Source organism: Caulobacter vibrioides OR37, assembly GCF_000372645.1.
Lineage (GTDB): Bacteria > Pseudomonadota > Alphaproteobacteria > Caulobacterales > Caulobacteraceae > Caulobacter > Caulobacter vibrioides_E.
Window position 1 is genome coordinate 79,162 of record NZ_APMP01000012.1, and the last position, 19,531, is coordinate 98,692.

The 19,531-nt window shown below is 67.0% G+C and carries 15 protein-coding genes; 7 read left to right on the top strand and 8 right to left on the bottom strand.

Translation table 11 applies throughout. The features are described 5' to 3' along the window. Positions 1-4 precede the first annotated feature (4 nt). The 4 genes from OR37_RS11345 to OR37_RS11360 are packed head-to-tail and all read right to left on the bottom strand — an operon-like array spanning position 5 to position 3,462. Entirely contained in the window at positions 5-610 is a 606-nt protein-coding gene (locus OR37_RS11345; RefSeq protein ID WP_004619779.1) for a response regulator transcription factor, read from the bottom strand. Next, positions 607-1,773, bottom strand: a complete 1,167-nt coding sequence (locus OR37_RS11350; protein WP_004619780.1) for a sensor histidine kinase — start codon at positions 1,771-1,773, stop codon at positions 607-609. The genes OR37_RS11345 and OR37_RS11350 overlap by 4 nt, the downstream gene beginning before the upstream one ends. 2 nt (positions 1,774-1,775) lie before the next feature. Beyond that, entirely contained in the window at positions 1,776-2,522 is a 747-nt protein-coding gene (locus OR37_RS11355; RefSeq protein ID WP_004619782.1) for an ABC transporter permease, read from the bottom strand. A 1-nt stretch (position 2,523) separates the two neighbouring features. Beyond that, positions 2,524-3,462, bottom strand: coding sequence for an ABC transporter ATP-binding protein (locus OR37_RS11360; RefSeq protein ID WP_004619784.1), 939 nt, complete (start codon positions 3,460-3,462; stop codon positions 2,524-2,526). A gap of 232 nt (positions 3,463-3,694) precedes the next feature. Here OR37_RS11360 and OR37_RS11365 point away from each other — a divergent pair, with 232 nt between their 5' ends. Further along, on the top strand, positions 3,695-4,642 hold the full coding sequence (locus tag OR37_RS11365) for a UDP-glucuronic acid decarboxylase family protein (protein ID WP_004619787.1): 948 nt from the start codon (positions 3,695-3,697) through the stop codon (positions 4,640-4,642). A 17-nt stretch (positions 4,643-4,659) separates the two neighbouring features. Here the strand turns inward: OR37_RS11365 and OR37_RS11370 are convergent, their stop codons facing one another. Continuing rightward, positions 4,660-5,715, bottom strand: a complete 1,056-nt coding sequence (locus OR37_RS11370; RefSeq protein WP_004619788.1) for a sterol desaturase family protein — start codon at positions 5,713-5,715, stop codon at positions 4,660-4,662. A 137-nt stretch (positions 5,716-5,852) separates the two neighbouring features. On the opposite strand from OR37_RS11370, the gene OR37_RS11375 reads away from it, so the two are divergent. From OR37_RS11375 to pcaF, 5 genes are all read left to right on the top strand, one after another. Beyond that, positions 5,853-7,838: a TonB-dependent receptor gene (locus OR37_RS11375; protein ID WP_004619790.1), complete on the top strand. Its 1,986-nt coding sequence runs from the start codon at positions 5,853-5,855 to the stop codon at positions 7,836-7,838. A gap of 94 nt (positions 7,839-7,932) precedes the next feature. Further along, positions 7,933-10,353: a M1 family metallopeptidase gene (locus tag OR37_RS11380; RefSeq protein ID WP_004619793.1), complete on the top strand. Its 2,421-nt coding sequence runs from the start codon at positions 7,933-7,935 to the stop codon at positions 10,351-10,353. Continuing rightward, positions 10,350-10,877, top strand: a complete 528-nt coding sequence (locus OR37_RS11385; RefSeq protein WP_004619794.1) for a DUF6702 family protein — start codon at positions 10,350-10,352, stop codon at positions 10,875-10,877. The genes OR37_RS11380 and OR37_RS11385 overlap by 4 nt, the downstream gene beginning before the upstream one ends. Before the next feature lie 95 nt (positions 10,878-10,972). Continuing rightward, positions 10,973-13,201: a TonB-dependent receptor domain-containing protein gene (locus OR37_RS11390; protein ID WP_004619796.1), complete on the top strand. Its 2,229-nt coding sequence runs from the start codon at positions 10,973-10,975 to the stop codon at positions 13,199-13,201. A gap of 401 nt (positions 13,202-13,602) precedes the next feature. Next, on the top strand, positions 13,603-14,805 hold the full coding sequence (pcaF, locus tag OR37_RS11395; RefSeq protein WP_004619799.1) for a 3-oxoadipyl-CoA thiolase: 1,203 nt from the start codon (positions 13,603-13,605) through the stop codon (positions 14,803-14,805). A 7-nt stretch (positions 14,806-14,812) separates the two neighbouring features. On the opposite strand, the gene OR37_RS11400 is transcribed toward pcaF, so the two are convergent. From OR37_RS11400 to OR37_RS21820, 3 genes are all read right to left on the bottom strand, one after another. After that, positions 14,813-15,907 carry a tyrosine-protein phosphatase gene (locus OR37_RS11400; RefSeq protein ID WP_004619801.1) on the bottom strand — a complete coding sequence of 365 codons (1,095 nt, stop codon included), beginning with the start codon at positions 15,905-15,907 and terminating at the stop codon, positions 14,813-14,815. A gap of 125 nt (positions 15,908-16,032) precedes the next feature. Further along, a complete protein-coding gene (locus OR37_RS11405) occupies positions 16,033-18,318 on the bottom strand; it encodes a TonB-dependent receptor (RefSeq protein ID WP_054508544.1) in 2,286 nt (761 codons plus the stop codon). 48 nt (positions 18,319-18,366) lie between these two features. Further along, positions 18,367-18,660: a hypothetical protein gene (locus tag OR37_RS21820; protein WP_165570599.1), complete on the bottom strand. Its 294-nt coding sequence runs from the start codon at positions 18,658-18,660 to the stop codon at positions 18,367-18,369. On the opposite strand from OR37_RS21820, the gene OR37_RS20755 reads away from it, so the two are divergent. Then, on the top strand, positions 18,569-19,531 hold a 963-nt coding region (locus OR37_RS20755; RefSeq protein WP_054508545.1), incomplete at its 3' end, for a TetR/AcrR family transcriptional regulator. The genes OR37_RS21820 and OR37_RS20755 overlap by 92 nt on opposite strands.

Sequence of the window (19,531 nt, forward strand, 5' to 3'; positions counted from 1 at the left end):
CGCGTTAGAGCCAGCCGTTGGAGCGCGCGATCCGCCCGGCCTCGACCCGATTGGCCGCGCCCAGCTTCTGAGCCGCCTCGGAGAGGTAGTTGCGCACCGTTCCGGGCGAGAGGTCCAGGATGTCGGCGATGTCCTTGTTCGAACGCCCCTCCTCGGCCAGCCGCAGGATTTCGCGCTCGCGGTCGGTCAGCGGATCTGGCTGAGCGTCCCAGATGGCCTCGGACAGCTCTGGCGCGATGGCGCGGCCGCCAGCGGCGACGGTGCGCACGGCGGCGGCCAACACGCTGGAGGGACCGTCCTTCAACAGGTAGCCCTTGACCCCCGCCTCCATGGCGCGACGCAGGTAGCCCGGCCGACCAAAGGTGGTGACGATCAGCACGCGCGTCGCCGCCCCGTCCGCCTTCAGGCGCGTGGCGACATCGATGCCCGTCAGATAGGGCATCTCGATGTCGGAGATCAGCACGTCGGGCTTCTCGGCGCGCACCAGTTCCAGCGCCTCGCCGCCGTCCGCCGCCCGGCCGACGACCTTGATATCCCCCTCCAGTTCGAGAAGGGCGCTCAGCGCGCCCAACACCATCTTCTGGTCTTCGGCGATGACGACGCGGATCACTGCACAGCCTCCAAGGGCGCGGCGGCGACCAGTTGGGCGCCCTTCCTGTCGGATTTGATCTCCAGCGCCCCGCCGATCGCGGCCAGCCGCGCGCGCATTCCCTTCAGGCCGGAGCCCTCGACCAGACGTCCGCCCTTGCCATTGTCGATGATGCTAAGGACCAGGTTCGAGCCGCTGGGCCGCAGGCTGATCTCGCAGCGCGTGGCGCCGGAATGACGGATGACGTTGGTCACCCCTTCGCGGAGGGCCATGGCCAGCACCGCCTCCTGGCCCGGATAGCCGTCGATGGTCACGGTCGAGATCTCGGCGATGATGCCCGCCGCGGTCAGCGCCTGCCGCGCCTTGTCCAGCTCGAACGCGAGAGAGGCGCCCTTCATGCCGACGACGGCGACACGGACTTCGGACAAGGCCTCGCGCGCGGCGGCGGCCACGGCCTGCATCTCGCGCTCGGCCGCCTCGGCGTCGCGACTGACCAGTCGGGCGGCCAGCTCGGCCTTGACGGCCACCAGGGTCAGGGTGTGCCCCAGAAGATCGTGCAGGTCGCGAGAGATCCGCTCGCGCTCGGCCATGGTGGCCAGGGCCCGAACCTCCTCGTGCGCGACGGACAGTTCCTGGTTCTTGCGCTCGACATCCGCCTGCATCAGAGCGCCGAAGCCCGTGATGGCGCCGAAGATCAAACCCGCGAACCAATTAGGCCAGGCATTTCGATCGAGCCAGAGACCGACGAGCAGCAGCAACACCTCCAGCGCCACCATCGTCTGGACCGCCCGCCGCCGGGGCATGAGCCGCGCGGCGAAGGACATCGAATAGATCGTGTAGACGCTCCAGCCGGTGTAAAATGGCGAGAGCGACACCCCGATCCCGAAGATCGCCAGCACCTGCCACAGATGGGGCCGGCCGTTCTGACGCCAGATCTTCCAGAAGAGCGCCAAGAATCCCGCCGCCGCCAGGCAGGACGCGACAACTTCGAACGTTCCAGGTTTTCGGAAGAGCCAGCCGACGAAGTAGAATGGCAGGTAGGACAGGAACAAAAGGCTCCAGCGACGCCGGAAACTATGACCCGGCGTCGCCAGCGTGTCGGGCTCCGACACGCTGGCTTGGCTTTTCCGGAGGCTCGCCGTCTCTTGGTTCATGCCGGCGATGTCGCGCGCGGTCCCGGGCATGGTCAAGCCGCTTGCCGGCGCCAGGCGATCCGCGAACCGATCACGGCGGCCACGGCGATGGCGACCAGGACCGAGAGGTGGCCTTGCACGTCCGCCATCGGCTTCAGCCCTGACAGCATCAGCGACAGTTGGCCCAGGTGATATGACGGCGTAACCTCGGCGATATGGCCGATCCAGGACGGCATGACGTCCAGGGGGATCCACAGGCCGCCGAACAGGCAGAAGGCCAGGAACAGCAGGTTGGCGAAGGCCGTCGCGCCCTGCGAGCCCAGACGCAGGCCGAGATTCAGGCCGATCAGGGCGAACAGCACGGCCGAAACCAGCCCCAGGCTCAAGGTCGCCGCCCAGCGCCAGGGCGTCATGACCACGCCGCCGAAATAGGCCATCACGCCCAGCAGGCCGACGGCGAGGCCCACGAGGGCCAGGGCCGCCGCCAGCCGTCCCAGCAGATAGGCGCCGGCCGGCAGCGGCGCGATCTGCTTGAGTTCGATCAGCTTGGCCTCGCGCTCGGCCGCCACCGCCGCGCCGAAGCCGAACATGGCCGGCGCGATCGAGGCGAAGATCACATAGTTGGCCAGCATGGCGTGCGCCGCCTCCTCATGGCCGTGGCTCAGACCCAAGCCGATGACGCCGTAGAACAGCAGCGGCAAGGCCAGGCTGGGGATCAGGAATTGCGGCGTCCGCCAGGTCGAGAGGATCTGGGTGCGGGCTTCTCGGCCATAGACGGCCAGGGTGTGAAAGAGCGACATCTCAGGCGGCCTCGATCTGGCGTTGGGTTTGGGGAAATGCGGCGCCGGTCTGGACCAGACGCGTGACGGCGTCCTCCAGCGAAGCGCCGGAGACGGTCAGGTCGTCGATCGTCTCGTCGCGCGCCAGCAGCTCGCGCAGGGTGGCCGGCGCCGAGGAGGTCAGCAGAGTGACGCGGCCGCCGTCGCGACTGACGCCCGTGACATGCGCCAGAGCCGACAGGTCGCCGTCCGACAGGCGGGTGCGACAGCGGATGGCGACGCCGGAAACGCGGGCCTTGATGGCCTCGGGCGATCCATCGGCGATGACCCGCCCCTTGTCGATCACGACGATGCGGTCGGCCAGGGCCTCGGCCTCGTCCAGATGGTGGGTGGTCAGCAGCACGGCCGCGCCCCGGGCGATCTCGCCCCGCACGGCGGTCCACAGCGCGCGGCGAGCGTCGATGTCCATGCCGGTGGTCGGCTCGTCCAGAACCAGAAGATCCGGGCGGCCGGCGATGGCCAGAGCGAACTGCACCCGGCGCTGCTGGCCGCCGGAGAGGGCTCCGCACCGGCGACGCTCCAGACCTTCCAGGCCTGCGAGGCGGATGATCTCGTCCAGCGGACGGGGCTTTTCATAGTAGCCGCGAAACAGCGCGACCTGCTCGCGGACGGTCAGGGTGCGCGGCAGGCCGGCTTCCTGCAGCATGACCCCAAGACGACCACGGGCTTCGAGGTCGTGCGGATCGACGCCGAAGAGCCGGGCCTCGCCAGCATCGGGGCGCAGACGGCCGGTCAGCAGGGCGACGCTGGTGCTCTTGCCCGCGCCATTGGGGCCCAGCAGGGCGACGCACTGACCGGGACGGATGGCGAGATCCAGGCCGTCCAGGGCCAGGGTCTTTCCGCGCCGCTTGATCGTCTTTTGCAGCACCGCGATCGGCGGCGCGTAGGTTCCGGGTGACATGTGTTTGGCTCCCTCAGTGTGAAGCCAACATGCCGCCGCCAAGCGCGCCCCGTCAGTGTCGCCCGTCAGGAGGCCGGCATGACAAACGTCACCTCACCGGTTCGCGGGCTCGCCGAGCGTCCGCGACGACGCGCCGCGCCCGCGCTCCGTCCGCTTTCGAAGCCCGACCTTGGAGCCGCCGCCGGACCTGATACGAATGGGATTCGACGCTGAGTCCTCGGAGGGGCGGTCCATGCACACGCGGAGAATTCTGGTCACGGGCGGGGCGGGCTTCGTCGGCTCGCACCTTTGCGACCGGTTGCTGGACAGCGGCGCGGAGGTGCTGTGCGTCGACAACTATTACACCGGCTCGCGCCTCAACGTGGCGCAGAACCTCTCCAACCCGCGCTTCGAGCTGCTGCGCCACGACGTGACCATGCCGCTCTATGTCGAGGTCGATCAGATCTACAATCTGGCCTGCCCAGCCAGCCCGGTGCACTACCAGTTCGACCCGGTGCAGACGACCAAGACCAGCGTTCACGGCGCCATCAACATGCTGGGCCTGGCCAAGCGGGTGAAGGCCAAGATCCTCCAGGCCTCGACCTCGGAGGTCTATGGCGACCCCACCGTCCACCCGCAGGTCGAAAGCTACTGGGGCAACGTCAATCCGATCGGCCTGCGCTCGTGCTACGACGAGGGCAAGCGCTGCGCCGAGACCCTGTTCTTCGACTACTGGCGCCAGCACAAGCTACGCATCAAGGTGGCGCGGATCTTCAACACCTACGGGCCGCGGATGCACCCGAACGACGGACGTGTGGTGTCGAACTTCATCGTCCAGGCCTTGAAGGGCGAGGACATCACCCTTTATGGCGACGGCAACCAGACCCGCTCGTTCTGCTATGTCGACGATCTGGTCGACGGCCTGATCCGGCTGATGAACACCGGCGACGAGGTGACGGGACCGATCAATCTCGGCAACCCGGTCGAGTTCACCATGAAGCAGCTGGCCGACCTGGTCCTGGAGCTGACGGGCAGCAGATCGGCGGTCGTCCACCGTCCCCTGCCCTCCGACGACCCCCGCCAGCGCCAGCCGGACATCACCCTGGCGAAACAGCTGCTCGACTGGACCCCCACCGCGCCGCTGAAGGTGGGGCTGATGAAGACGATCGAATATTTCGACGGGCTGCTGAAGGCGGCCTGATCCGAACGAGCCTAGCCTTAGCGCTTGCGGAACAGGTCGGACTCCGGCCCGTCATTGCGCCGGCCGAACCAGCCCATCCAGAAGTGGGCGTAGTCGCGCAGCATGTCGCGCGGCACGAAGAAGCCGTGGCGATAGGGTGTGTCCACGCCGATCGCCAGCTTGGGATCGGGATGATCGCCGTACCAGGTGCCGAACAGGCGATCCCAGAGCGGCATGATCGCGAAGTGGCCGGTCGGATAGCTCATGTCCAGCTTGTGGTGCAGCCGGTGATGGTTGGGCGACTGGACCAGCCAGCGGCCGACGAAGCCCCAGTCGGACTCTATCCGCGAATGGATCAGGAAGCCGATGCCGACCACCAGCACGTTGACATAAATCATCACCTCGGGCGGCGCGCCCAGCACGGCCAGCGGCAGATTGACGATAAAGACCGCCGTGAAGGGCGCCGGATGCTGCCGCGCCGACGTCACCACGCTGAACTGCTCGGCCGAGTGATGGTAGCGATGAAGAGGCCAGAAGAGCCTCGTGTGATCCGTTCGGTGGGTCCAATAGTCGAAGAAGGTGTAGACCGCGAAATAAAGTGGGATCTGCGCCGCGAACGGCAGCGGCGGGGGCCCCAGGTTCACGCCGGTCGCGCGTTGGATCGCGTCATGGATCCAGCCGCCCGAAATCATCGACGCGCCCAGCAGCAGCAAGCGGCCCACCACGTCGAGAACATGGCCCTGACCCAGGATGAAGACGGCCAGGTCCGTCTTCATGGACGCCGTCGGCGCCAACACCAGCTGGCGCAGCGAACTGGCGTTCCAGCCGACCACGATGCTCTCGATCCATAGCGCCGTCGGCAGCAGCAGGAAAATCAGGAAGACATTGTTCAGGTGGTCGTGGAGCGGCAGGGTCTTGTGAACGATCGGCAGCACCAGCTGGGCTGGAACGACCTTCAGCGCGCCCCACCAGGCGCCGCTCGCCACGGCGACATAGGCCAGGAAGCCGATCACCAAGGCCGATCGCCCCACGCCCTTGGCGTCGAGAACGCCGGCGCCGATCTCGCTGGCGGGCCTGAGGGCTGCAGGTTTCACGACGTCCCGCTCCATGGGTTGCAGGCCGCATAGATGGCGCGGCGCCGTTAAAACTTGGTGTGGCTCGAGCCTTCGCAAGGAGAAGGCGAGCGCCTCGGCGTCTTGCCCCGGCCGTTCCGCCAGCCTAACAGCCGATCATGAAGCGCCACGCGCCCCTCTTTTTCCTGCTAGTGGCCGCTTCGGCGCCGGGGATCCTCCGCGCCCAGGAGGTCGAGGCGATCTCGGTCTGGGGGCGACGCGCCAACGAGATCGGCCGCGCGACCTCCGCCAGCGAAGGCAAGGTCTCATACAGCGATTTCGCCGCCCGACCGCTGCTACGGCCCGGCGAGCTGATAGAGGCCGTGCCGGGCCTGGCCGCCACCCAGCACTCCGGGGCGGGCAAGGCCAATCAGTACTTCCTGCGCGGCTTCAATCTGGACCACGGCACGGACCTGGCCGCTTCGCTGGACGGCGCGCCGCTGAACCTGCCTAGCCACGGCCATGGCCAGGGCTATCTGGACCTGAACATCCTGACGCCTGAATTCGTCCACGATATCAGCTTCCGGAAGGGCCCCTACGCGGCGGAGAACGGCGACTTCGCCACGGCCGGAGCGGTGGCCTTCGAAACCGCCGATCACCTGCACGGCGATGGCGTCCAGGCCTGGACCGGAGACCACGCCTACTATCGCGCGGTTGGATCCAAGGGCGTGACCGACAATGTCCTGGTCGCCGGAGACATCACCCGCTCACGCGGCGCCTGGTCGACGCCGGAGGACCTGCGAAAGATCAACCTCCTGGGGCGCGCCCTGGTGCGGGGCTGGTCGATCACCGCCCTGGCCTATGACGCGAAGTGGAACGCCACCGATCAGATCCCCCGCCGGGCGGTCGAGGACGGGATGTTGGGACGGCTGGACGCCATCGACCCAACCGACGGGGGGACAACCTCGCGCTATATCCTGTCCGCCCGACGCCGCGACCTCCTGCGCGGCCTGGACGCTGTGGTCTATGTCCAGCGCTACAAGCTCGATCTCTATTCGAACTTCACCTACTTCCTCGAGGATCCGATCCACGGCGATCAGTTCGAGCAAGCCGACCAGCGCTGGATCTACGGCGGCTCGCTGACCAAGCGTTGGAGCCTGGGCGACGGCTGGAGCGCGCGGACGGGCGTCTCGGCCCGCGTCGACGACATCGGCAAGGTCGGTCTCTATCGCACCATCGCCCGCGCGCGTCTGCGGACGGTGCGGCAGGACGCCCTGACCGAATGGTCCACCGCCGTCTGGGGCGAGGCCTCTCGGCGGTTTGGCAAGCTGGACGCCACCTTCGGCCTGCGCGCCGACGCCTTCGGCGCGGATGTCTCGGCCGGCTATCCGCGCAACGCCGGAACGGTGAGCGACGCCCAGCTCAGCCCGAAACTGGCCCTGGCCTGGCGCGTCTCCAGGAGGTTCGAGCTCTACGCCGACGCCGGACGCGGCTTCCATTCCAACGACGCGCGCGGCGCGGTGATCACGGTCGATCCCGTCACCGGCGATCCGGCGCGGCGCGCGCCACTGCTCTCGCCCACCGACGGCGCGGAGCTGGGCCTGCGCTTGAAACGGGGCGGCTTGTCGCTGACGGCGGCCGCCTGGACGCTGCACGTCGACAGCGAGCTCGTCTATGTCGGAGACTCGGGGTTCACCGAAGCGGCTGGCGCGACCCAACGCCGAGGCGTCGAACTGCTGGCCGACTGGCGTCCCACCTCGACCTTGAGCCTGACGGGATCCTGGGCGGGGACCCACGCCCGCTTCACCAACGGCGACCGCATCCCCAACGCCGTCGACTCGGTGGTGAGCGCCGGCGCGACCTGGAAACCGCGCCCGACCTCGACCCTGTCGCTCACCTATCGCCGCCTGGGCGCGGCGCCGCTGATCGAGGACGATTCGGTGCGATCACGGCCCACCAGCCTGCTCAACGCGCTCATCGTCCAGGACATTGGCCGCGCCAGCCTGATGGTCGAGATCCTGAACCTGACCAACGGCAAGGGCGACGACATCGCCTATTTCTACGCCTCGCGCCTGCCGGGCGAACCCGCCGGCGGCGTCGACGACGTCCATTTCCACCCGGTCGAACCGCGCGCGCTTCGTGTCGGCTTGAAGATCAATTTGTGACGTTTGGGCGGAAAAGGGGGTGATTTTCCTCCTCGCTCCCGCCAAGCTCATCCTGGGGTATTCGTCAGGGTTCTGATCCGAGGGGCTTTCCAACTTGTCCAAGCGTTCCATCCGATACGCCGTCGTCGGCGTCGTCGCCGCCGCGCTCGCGGCTTCCACCGCCGCTCACGCCGACGCCATCCGCCAGACCAAGGCGCCCTTCGAGGACAAGTTCCGCCAGTTGGAAGGCGAGGACTGGCCAACGCCCACGGACTACCGCAACGCTTCGGGCGCCCCGGGCTATCGCTACTGGCAGCAGAAGGTCGACTACGACGTCGCCGTTCGCCTGAACGAAGACACCAAGACCCTGACCGGCCGCGAAACGATCACCTACCGCAACAATTCGCCCGACAGCCTGCCCTATCTGTGGCTGCTGCTGGACCAGAACGCCAAGCGCAACTCGATCGCCGAGATGACCGAGACGGTGTCGGGCGACAGCATCAGCCTCAACGAAATCCGCCGCATCCAGCGTTTCAAGGAATGGGAAGGTGGCTTCACGATCAAGTCGGTGAAGGACGCCTCGGGCCGCGACCTCAAGTTCACGGTGGTGGACACCCTGCTACGCGTCGACCTGTCCCAGGCCGTCAAGGGCGGCGGCGGCGAGACCAAGCTCGTTATCGAATGGAGCCTGCCGCTCATCGAAAACAAGGTGATCGGCGGCCGCAGCGGCTATGAGTGCTTCACCGGCAAGGGCGAGGACGGCAACTGCATCTTCGAAGCCGCGCAGTGGTTCCCCCGCCTGGCGGTCTATTCGGACTATGAGGGCTGGCACAACAAGGCCTTCCTCGGCGCGGGCGAATTCACGCTGGAGTTCGGCGACTATCGCGTCGCCCTGACCGTACCATCGGATCACGTGGTCTCGGCCACCGGCGTGCTCCAGAACCCGGCGGCGGTGCTCTCGCCCGCCCAGCGCGACCGCCTGACCAAGGCCCGCACGGCCAGCGAGCCGGTCTATATCGTCACGCCCGAGGAAGCCGTGACCGCCGAGAAGGGCAAGGCCAGGACCGAGAAGACCTGGATCTTCCAGGCCAGCAACGTTCGCGACTTCGGTTGGGCCAGCTCGCGCAAATTCACCTGGGACGCCATGGGCGTGAAGCAGGCGGATCCGAAGGCCGAGCACCCCGTGGTGATGGCCATGTCGTTCTTCCCCAAGGAAGCGCGGCCGCTGTGGGACGCCTATTCGACCAAGTCGATCGCCCACACCTTGAAGGTCTATTCCGACTTCACCTTCCCCTACCCTTACCCGGTGGCCCAGTCGGTCAACGGCCCGGTCGGCGGGATGGAATATCCGATGATCAGCTTCAACGGTCCCCGGCCGGTGAAGGACAAGAAGACGGGCAAGCTGACCTATACCGACCGCGCCAAGTACGGCCTGATCGGCGTGGTGATCCACGAGGTCGGCCACAACTACTTCCCGATGATCGTCAATTCCGACGAGCGTCAGTGGACCTGGATGGACGAGGGCCTGAACAGCTTCCTGCAGTTCGAGGCCGAGAAGCAGTGGGACAAGAAGTTCCCCTCGCGTCGCGGCGAGCCCAAGAACATCGTCGAGTACATGGTCAGCCAGGACCAGGTGCCGCTGATGACCCAATCGGACTCGGTGATCCAGTTCGGTCCCAACGGCTACTCCAAGCCCGCGACCGCCCTGGTCATCCTGCGCGAGACCGTCATGGGCCGCGAGCTGTTCGACCGAGCGTTCAAGGAATACGCGACGCGCTGGCGCTTCAAGCACCCCACGCCCTATGACTTCTTCCGGACGATGGAGGAGTCGTCGGGCGTCGATCTCGACTGGTTCTGGCGCGGCTGGTTCTATTCGACCGACCATGTCGACATCGCGCTGGACAAGATCGTCCAGGGCCGTGTCGACAGCGGCGATCCGGACGCGGAAGCCGCCGTCCGCAAGGCCGAGCGCGCCAAGGAGCCGGAGTCGCTGACCGCCAGCCGCAACACCGGCAAGACCGTCGTGGAGCTGGATCCCAAGACCCGCGACTTCTACGACCAGACCGACGAGTTCGCGGTGTTCGACGGCGCCCGCAAGAAGGCCAAGGCGGCGCGCGAGGACCTGACGCCCGAGGAGCAGGCCGCCCAGGACTTCAAGGACAACCTCTATCGCTTCACGTTCCGCAACATCGGCGGGCTGGTCATGCCGGTGATCCTGAAAATGGACTTCACCGACGGCACGTCCGAGACCGTCCGGATCCCGGCGGAAATCTGGCGTCACAACGCCAAGCAAGTGACCTGGCAATACGTCTCGGCCAAGCAACTGAAGGGCGCCGAGCTGGATCCGCTGTGGGAAACCGCCGACGCCGACCGCGGCAACAACGTCTATGACGGTCCGATCACGCGGACGACCTTCAAGATCGCCAAGCCTCCGGAAGGCGGCAACCGGATGAAGGACGCCAACCTGGAGGTCGGTTCCGACAGCCTGGCCACGCGTCCGAGCGCCGAACCGAAGAAGGACGAAGGCTCAAAGTGATCCGGCGCGCGGCCGTCCTGATCGCGGCGGCGGGGCTGGCCCTCGCCCCGCTCCCGGCGGCCGCGCACCGCGGCCACGGCGCCCTGAGCGTCGTGGAGATCGACGCCAAGACCGGCGCGGTGACGGTCAGCCACCGCGTTCCGGCGCACGACGCCGAGCCGGCCCTGGCCGCCATCGCCCCCGACGCCCAGACCAGCCTCGATGATCCGGAGGCGGTCGAGGCGCTGAAACGCTACATGGCCAAGCGCTTCGATCTGACGGTCGCCGACAAGCCGGTCGCGCTCACGCTCAAGGATATGACACTCGGCGCGGACGAGGTCCGGCTCGAGTACGCCGGAAGGGTCGCGACCGCAGACGTCGCGGCGACGGTCTCGGTTCGCGCGGCCATGTTCGCCGACATCTACGGCGACGAGGTCAATCAGGTGAACGTCCGCCGCTTGGGCGTGACGCGCACCCTGATCTTCAACGGCTCGAACGCGGGTGATCCGCAGACGGTGGACGCGGCTTCGCCTTCGCGCCCTTGAGCCGACATGACAAACGTCACCTAAAGGGTGTGACCGCCAACACTGCAACGTTTCGAGTCGTCGTCGCATGGTCCTCGCAACAAAGGAGACCATCCATGACCTTCCCGACCCGCCGCGCCGCCCTTCTGGCCGCCACGGGCCTGGCCGCCCTGAGCACGAGCACGGCCGCCCTCGCCCAGACGACGACCGCCCCCGCTTCCGCCCCGGCGAAGAAGGAGCCGAACACCCAAGTGCAGGGCGTGACGATCACCGCGCCGGGCAGCCAGGACATCAAGACCTCGATCGATCGCCGCAGCTACAGCCTCGGCAAGGATCTGCAAGCCCAGACCGGCTCGATCGCCGATGTGCTGCGCAACGTTCCTTCGGTGCAGGTCGACGTGCAGGGCAATGTCAGCCTGCGCGGCGATCCGAACGTCACCATCATGATCGACGGCAAGCCCTCGGGCATGTTCAAGGGCGACAATCGCGGCCAGGTGCTGCAACAGATCCCCGCCAGCCAGTTCGAGCGGGTCGAGGTAATGACCAACCCGTCGGCCGCGTTCAGCCCCGAGGGCACGGGCGGCATCATCAACCTGATCACCAAGCAGCAGCGCGGCGTCGGCACGACGGGCTCGGTGCGCGGCAACCTCGGCACGGAGGGACGCAAGAACGCCAGCGTCAGCATTGCCCGCAACACCAAGAAGCTGACCCTCTCGGCCGACGCCGGCTGGCGCCGCGACAAGGCCAAGGGCACGATCACCGACGACCGCGAACGCCTCGATCCGGCTTCGGGCAAGTATTATGACAGCCACCAGGCCATCGGCTTCGTCAGCAAGGGCCAGTCGCACAACGCCCGCGCCGGCGTCGATTATGACCTCGACAAGAAGACCCGTCTCTCCGCCGAGGTCCGCTACAACGACATGGAATACGACTCCCGTTCGGGCTCGGACTACCAGGGCCTGGATCTGACCGGCGCGCCCAACGTCCGCTATCAGCGCCAGAGCGAACGCCAGATGAAGCGTTCGGTGGCCGGGGTTTCGGGCGACCTGCGCCACAAGTTCAGCGGCGACGATCACGAGTTCACGCTGCACGCCAGCGTCGAGCGGACCCATGACCACCAGAACAGCCAGACCAACGGGCTGAACCAGCTGCCACTCGCCTCGACCTATGCCGAGGACATTCGTATCGGCGATCAACTGACCCAGAGCCGCCTGAAGGCCGAGTACAAGCGGCCGGTCGGCGGCGGCAAGCTGACAGCCGGCTACGAGCTGCAGGTCGACAACAACGACTACGACAACTTCGGCGCGCGGGGGCCCAGCACCGCGGGCCTGGCGGTCGATCCGTCGCTGACCAACCGGTTTCGCTACGACCAGGCCGTGCACGCGCTTTACGCCACCTGGAACAAGCCCATGGGCAAGTGGACGGTGATGCCCGGCTTGCGGGTCGAGGAGGTCCTGGTCGACACGAACCAGGTCACGTCGTCGCTGAAGGAAAGCCACGACTATCTGCGCGCCTATCCATCGCTGCACGCGCAGTATCAGCTGGATGACAAGAGCCAGATCAACGCCAGCTACAGCCGCCGCATTCAACGCCCGCAGGCCCAGGACCTGAACCCCTATCGGATCTATCAGGACCCCTACACCTACAGTCAGGGCGACCCGATGCTGAAGCCGCAGGTGACCGACTCGTTCGAGGTCGCCTACCAGCTGCGCAAGGGCTTCAACTACTATCAGGGGACGCTCTACTGGCGTCAGTCGCGCGACGGGGTCACCGATATCGTCCGCGATCTGGGCGGCGGCGTGCTGCTGAACACCAAGGCCAACCTGGCGCGCGGCCGCAGCGGCGGGCTGGAACTGGTCGCCAACGCCAAGCTGACGCCGAAGATCTCATACACGATCAGCGGCAACGCGGCCTGGAACGAGATCGGCGCCACGCCGCTCGGCCTACCCGAGACCCGCTCGGCCTTCACGGTGTCCGGCTACGCGGCGCTGAACATCAATCCGACGCCGAAGGACTTCATCCAGATCAGCGGCTTCGCGATCGGCAAGCGCCTGACGCCGCAGGGCTATCACGAGCCGACCGGCATGTTGAACCTCGGCTATCGTCACAAGTTCAACGACAAGCTCTCGGGCGTCGTCACCGTTCAGGACTCTCTGAAGACCTTCGGCGACCACCTGATCATCGACACGCCGGCCCTGCGCGATCGCCGGGTCATGGACCTGGACCTGCGGGCCGTGTTCGTCGGCCTCACCTACAGCTTCGGCGGCGCGGGGGCCGGTCCGCGCCGTCCGCAGGCGCCCGCCTTCGACTTCCAGACCAATCCGGGCGGCGTTGGCCCGATGTAGCGGCGCGGGTGGCGCGTCGATCGACGCGCCGCTCCCTCTAGAGCATTTTCCGATAAGTGTGAAACGGTTATCGGATCGAAAAATGCTCTAAACTTTTGATTTAGAGCCCTTTTTATCCGATCTGATTGGATCAATCAGATCGGAAAGGGCTCTAGCGGAAGAAGACCCCCCAGGCCACGAGCGCGATAAGCCCCCAACCGCCCATCAACACACCGAAAAAGTTGCGGCTCACCCAGTTTCTCGTTCGCCCCATGGACAAAGCTCCCGCGCCGATTACGCCCCAAGCTGCCCACTGATTCCGTCCACAGGCAAGAGCGGCGCCTGTGGGAAAACGTTCGACCCGCCCGCACTGGACGAGAGGCGCGGCAGGACCCAAGCTGACGCTTCAGTCGGAGCTTCGCATGACCCAGGCCGCCTTCATCTGTGACGGAATTCGCACCCCCTTCGGCCGCTATGGCGGCGCTCTGTCGAAGGTGCGGGCCGACGACCTGGCGGCGATCCCGTTGAAGGCCCTGGCGGCCCGCAACCCCGGCCTCGACCTGTCGGCCATCGACGAGGTGGTGCTGGGCAGCGCCAACCAGGCGGGCGAAGACAACCGCAACGTCGCCCGCATGGCCCTGCTGCTGGCGGGCTATCCGGTCGAAGTCCCGGGCGTGACGGTCAACCGCCTGTGCGCCTCGGGCCTGGAGGCCGTCGGTTACGCCGCCCGCGCCATCGCCAGCGGCCATAACGACCTCGTCGTCGCCGGCGGCGTCGAAAGCATGAGCCGCGCGCCGTTCGTGATGGGCAAGGCCGACAGCGCCTTCTCGCGCAACGCCGAGATCTTCGACACCACCATCGGCTGGCGCTTCGTCAATCCGGCCATGCGCAAGGCCTATGGCGTCGACTCCATGCCGGAGACGGCCGAAAACGTCGCCGCCGACTACGGGGTGAACCGCGAGGACCAGGACGCATTCGCCCTGCGCAGCCAGCAGCGGGCGGCGGCGGCCCAGGCCAACGGCTTCCTCGCCGGCGAAATCACCCCGGTCGAGATTCCCGGCAAGGCCGGCCCGACCCTCGTCGACCGCGACGAACACCCGCGCGAGACCACGATCGAAGCGCTGGCCAAGCTGAAACCCGTCGTCCGCGAGGGCGGCACGGTGACCGCCGGCAACGCCTCGGGCGTCAACGACGGCGCGGTCGGCCTCGTCATCGCCTCGGAAGAGGCCGCCAAGCGTCACGGCCTGACGCCACGCGCCCGCATCGTGGGCTACGCCACCGCCGGCGTCGCGCCGCGCGTCATGGGCGTCGGCCCGGTCCCGGCGGTGCGGAAGCTCCTGGCCAAAACCGGCCTTTCGATCGGCGACTTCGATACGATCGAGCTGAACGAGGCCTTCGCCGCTCAAGGCCTGGCCGTGCTTCGACAACTGAGCCTGCCCGACGACGGCGCGCACGTGAACCCGAACGGCGGCGCCATCGCCCTGGGCCATCCGCTGGGGGCGTCCGGCGCGCGGCTGGTGCTGACCGCCCTGCGCCAGCTGGAAGCCACCGGCGGCAAGCGCGCGCTCGCCACCCTCTGCATCGGCGTCGGCCAGGGCGCGGCCCTGGCGATCGAGCGCCTCTGAAGCGGATCTAGATGAGGTAGGTCGCCCGCATCTTGGCGATCTTCTCATCGGTCAAACCGAAGCGGGCCTTCGCCAGGGCGACCGGGCCCCCGAACTTGACGTCCACGGCGGCCAGCGCGCGGCGCATCACTTCCGGGTCCGAGCCCATGATCACCTGCAGCACCTCGGTGGGCAGCCGCGCCATGGCTTGGGCCTGCTCGGGCGTCAGACCGCCCGTCGAACGCCCCTGCGCCATGGATTTCATATAGGCCGACGGCGGCGTGTAGACCTGGGTCAGGGCGTAGTCGGCCAGCACCGTCTCGCGCGGGACGCCCAGCACCGACAGGACCAGGGCCGCCCCCATGCCGGTCCGGTCCTTGCCAGCGCTGCAGTTCATGGCCAGCGGGCCTTGGTTGGCGACCAGGCGCGCGAACATGTCGGTGTAATGGGGGACCAGCAGATCCAGGAAACCGACATAGGCGTCGGCGAAGCCCTGGATGGCGTCCTCGCGGGTCTTCATCGCCATGAAGGCCGCCATCGAGGCGCTCATGTCGTAGTCGGTCGCGACGACCTTCGGCGCGCCAGGCTTGCCCAGAAACGGGCTCGGCTCGCTGGCGCGTTCTTGCGGGTTGCGCAGATCGCAGATGGCGACGATGCCGAGCTTCTGGAGGTAGGCGATGTCGTTCATCGTCAGGCCGCTCATCACGCCCGAACGATAGATCTTGCCCCACTTCACCTGGCGACCGTCGAAGGCGCGATAGCCGCCGATATCGCGGAAGTTCCGTCCGCCTTCCAACGGCAGCAAGCGCTCGGCCACCCGCGTCTGACGACCGTCGGCCGCGGTCACCAGGAAGTACGGACGCGGCGACACCGGCGCGGCGAGATCGACGCTGGCCCCCGAGGCCGTGGCCAGCGGGCGCATGGCCCGCTTCGCGGCGTCCGGATTGTCCGAGACCAGAACCGCCACCGCCTGCGCGCCGGTCCAGTCCAAGCGGATGGTCCCCGGCGCGGTTCGAGCGGCCTTGGCGTCGAGCGCGGCCGAGGCGGCGACGGCGGCCGGCGATAGCGCCAGGCCGCCGACGGAGGCCAGAAACGCGCGCCGATCGATGGGTTTTGATTTCATGGGGCTCCCCTCGCCTAGAGCCTCGCGCGTCAAACGGAATCGTTTTGACGCGATAATGAGGCTCTAAATCAAATACTTAGAGCGTGACACTCGCCGAAACCGGTTCCCACTTTCGGCGTCACGCTCTAGAATTTCACGTTGGCTTCGACGCCGAAGGTGCGCGGCTCGTTGAAGATCGCGTAGGTCCCCAGGGCGGCGTTGTAGTTGCGCAGGAACGCGTAGGACTCGTTGGTCAGATTGCGCGACCAGACCGAGAGCTGCAGAGCCGGCGCACCCTCGGCCAAATGGATGTCCGCGAGAGTCAGGCGGCCGTTCATCGTGAAGGACTTGTCGCTCAGCGTCGGATCGGTGGTGCTGGTGTACTGGGCGTCGGCGACATTTGCATCAAGGTGCGCCTTGAACGTCGCGCCGAGGGCGGGGTGCTCGTAGTCCACCGCGACGCTGCCGGCGTTCTTGGGGGTGTACAGCGGATAGATCGTCGCCTGGGCGTTCGTGAACGGATTGAACGCCTTGGACAGCTTGATGTCGGTATAGGCGTAGCTGGCCGACAGGGTCAGGCCCCGGATCGGCACGAGCGCGAGGTCGGCTTCGAAGCCCTTGGTCTTGCCGGTCGCGGCGTTGGTGGTCTCCAGCGTGCCGCGATTGTTGTTGAGGATCAGGACGTTGAAGTCGACCTGGGCGTCCTTCACATCGCCGGTGAAAGCCGCCAGGTTCAGGCGGCCGCGACGGCTCCAGAATTCCGTCTTCGCCCCAATCTCGAACATCGAGACCTTCTCAGGGTCGTAGGCGCGGTAGGTCAACGAGCGCGAATTGGCCCCGCCGGCCTTATAGCCCGTGCTCCACCGACCATAGACATTGACGTCCGGCGTCACCTCGTAAGCCAGGGTGACCAGCGGGTCGAAGTGGCTCCACGACGCGTCCAGCGGGATCTTGCCGGTGATCGTGTTCTTGTTGGCGTCGACATAGCTGGGCGGCGCGCCGTTGACGACATCCAGGTCGCCCTTCTTGGCGTCATGCGTGAAACGGCCGCCTACGGTCAGGTGAGCCTTGTCGTCCAAGATCGGCGGGGTCCACGACGCCTGTCCGAAGGCGCCGTAGCTGGTGGTGGTCACGTGGCTGGCCCGGTCCAGCGGGATCGTGTTGAAGTCCAGAGACAGCGTCGTATAGGCCGTGCCGGTGGCGTTCCACTGCAGCGAGTTGGGCGTCTGGGCGTTGTCCCGGACCTTTTCCCGGAAGTAGAAGACGCCGCCGACGTACTCGATCCGATCGGTCTTGCCGACCAGCTGAAGCTCCTCGCTGTACTGGTCCTGCCAGACCCGGGCGATGCTGTAGCGGCCGAACGGCGCGTTCGGCGCAAATACCGACAGGGCCACCTCACCGTTGTCGAACTGGGTCTGCTTCAGCTTGCGGTACGAGCTGATGGACTTCAGATCCAGGTTGTCGGCCAGTTTCCAGGTCAGGTTCAGGCGGTGCCCCCAGGTGTCGCCTTCACTGAGCTGCAGCGGCACGCCGACATTGGCGACCTTGGCGCGATCGGGTTGGACCGGCGCGAGCGGCGCCAGGGCCAGGGCGCCCTTCTTCTCGAGCTGCACATAGTAAGGCGTCGAGCCGTCATACGAGGCGTCGAAGGCGTAGTCGGCGGTGAAGTTCGACGACGGCCGCCACATCGCCTCCAGGCTGACCCCGCGCTTGTCGTAGCTGTTGAAGTCCGGCTGGTCCGATGTGGTCGGGTTGGTGATCGTGCCGTCGCGCTTGGAGACCAAGGCGTCGATCTTGACGCTGACATCGTGGAATTCCGGCAAGTCGATGTGCGTCTCGGCCTTGTAGGCGTTGTAGTCGCCATAGCCGAGCGTCGTGTTCATGCCGAACACGCCGGTCGGCGCCTTGGTGATGATGCTGACCGCGCCGCCCTCGGTGTTGCGGCCGAACAGCGTGCCCTGCGGCCCCTTGAGCACCTCGATCCGCTCGACGTCGTAGAGCGCCGAGCCAAGGCCCTGGGCGCGGCCCAGATAGACGCCGTTGACGTAGACGCCGACCGCTTGGTCGCGGGCTGGCTGGTTGGCGTCACCCAGGGCGCCGATGCCGCGCATCCCGATCGTCAGAGCCGATTTACGAGCGAAAAACGGCGCGACGCGCAGCGAAGGGATGGAGCCGTCGCCGAGGTCTTCGACGGACTGCACGTGACGAGCCTTCAAGGCCTCGCTGTCCATCGCCGAGATGGCGATCGGGGTGTCCTGCAGGTTGGTTTGGCGCTTCTGGGCCGTGACGACGACCTCTTCCAGGCTGGTGGCGCCATCGGCCGCCGCCGGGGCGGGCCCCTCCGCCGCGCGGGCGGCCCCACAAAGCGCCAGCGTCGCCACGCCCGCCAGCAGCGCCGCGCGCCGGGCCATCGCGTCAAAACCCTGTTGCATAATCTTCACCCCGAGCATCCCCGACCGACCGTCGGGCTCGGAGCGCATCTAGGCTCGCGGCATGACTTTAGAACGAATGTTATGTTTCATTTTGATGAAACCCCCGTCCACATCCGCAACCGACTTGCGATCGATCGCCCGCAGGAGAATATGCGCCATGGCCGTTAGACCACCCTCTCGCCCCGCAAGCGCAGCGCCACCAGCCAGACTGGCGATCGAACGCGCCAGCGACACTCGCCAACGCCTGATCTTGGCGACCGCCGACCTTGTCGCCCGCGACGGAATCGCGGCCGCGTCGGCGCGCGCGATCGCCGCGAACGCGGCCGCGTCGCCCAGCGCCATCAACTACAACTTCGGCAACATAGAACGATTGTTACAGTCAACCTTCGCATTGGCTGTTGACGAGACCCGCGCCTGGCTGGATCTGCGCAGAGCCGAGATCGTCCTCCTGCCCGGCTCACCCGATGGCGCGGCCTGGGCGCTGCTGCACGGACTCAGGAGCTGGACGACCGAAGGCCGGCGTCTGGCCCTGCTCTACCAGGAGGCCCTGGCGGCGGGGGCAGGCGAAGGCCCGGCCGCGGACTGGACTCGCCTTTTCCGGGATTTCTGGCTGGAGGTCGCCGAACGCTTCGGCCTCGCGCCGATAGACGGTCGTTTGATGCACGTGTTCTTCGAGTCGGAGGCCCTTTATCACCTGTCGACCTGGTCGCCCGCCCTTGAGGATGCGGCCCTATCCGACACCGTGGAGCACTTCGCCCATGTCTGGCTTGGCGCGCCCTTACGTCCATGGCGCGGGGCGTTGTCGCAAGCCGAGGACGCTTCTGGAACACGGCCGCACGGTTCGGCGCCGCCGGCCGCGATGCGCATCGCCAAAGCCGCGGCCGAGGTGGTCGAGGACAAGGGATTGGCGGGCCTGACCCATCGCGCGGTCGCCCATCGCGCCGGCGTGACGACGGGCTCGGTCACCCACCATTTCCGCTCGATCGAGGATCTGGTCGCCGGGGTCATCCGAGGACAGGTCCAGGTCCTGACCGAGGAGGCCGTGGCCAACGCCCCACCGACGATAGACGAGATCCTGACGCCAGCACGGCTGTTCGAAGCCCTACGCTTCCACTCGGCCGGCGACCGTCCGGCCAGTCCAGCTATCCGTCGTCGGCGATTGTTCCTGGCCTCGGTCCGGCGGCGGGAGTTGGCGGCGGCCGGGGCGGTCATC

Excerpts from the sequence above, each read along its gene's own strand:
- OR37_RS11350 (WP_004619780.1), bottom strand. The coding sequence starts at position 1,773 with ATGCCCGGGACCGCGCGCGACATCGCCGGCATGAACCAAGAGACGGCG.
- OR37_RS11355 (WP_004619782.1), bottom strand. The coding sequence starts at position 2,522 with ATGTCGCTCTTTCACACCCTGGCCGTCTATGGCCGAGAAGCCCGCACC.
- OR37_RS11360 (WP_004619784.1), bottom strand. The coding sequence starts at position 3,462 with ATGTCACCCGGAACCTACGCGCCGCCGATCGCGGTGCTGCAAAAGACG.
- OR37_RS11365 (WP_004619787.1), top strand. The coding sequence starts at position 3,695 with ATGCACACGCGGAGAATTCTGGTCACGGGCGGGGCGGGCTTCGTCGGC.
- OR37_RS11375 (WP_004619790.1), top strand. The coding sequence starts at position 5,853 with ATGAAGCGCCACGCGCCCCTCTTTTTCCTGCTAGTGGCCGCTTCGGCG.
- OR37_RS11390 (WP_004619796.1), top strand. The coding sequence starts at position 10,973 with ATGACCTTCCCGACCCGCCGCGCCGCCCTTCTGGCCGCCACGGGCCTG.
- pcaF (WP_004619799.1), top strand. The coding sequence starts at position 13,603 with ATGACCCAGGCCGCCTTCATCTGTGACGGAATTCGCACCCCCTTCGGC.
- OR37_RS11400 (WP_004619801.1), bottom strand. The coding sequence starts at position 15,907 with ATGAAATCAAAACCCATCGATCGGCGCGCGTTTCTGGCCTCCGTCGGC.
- OR37_RS11405 (WP_054508544.1), bottom strand. The coding sequence starts at position 18,318 with ATGCAACAGGGTTTTGACGCGATGGCCCGGCGCGCGGCGCTGCTGGCG.
- OR37_RS21820 (WP_165570599.1), bottom strand. The coding sequence starts at position 18,660 with ATGGCGCTGGGCGACGCGGCCGCGTTCGCGGCGATCGCGCGCGCCGAC.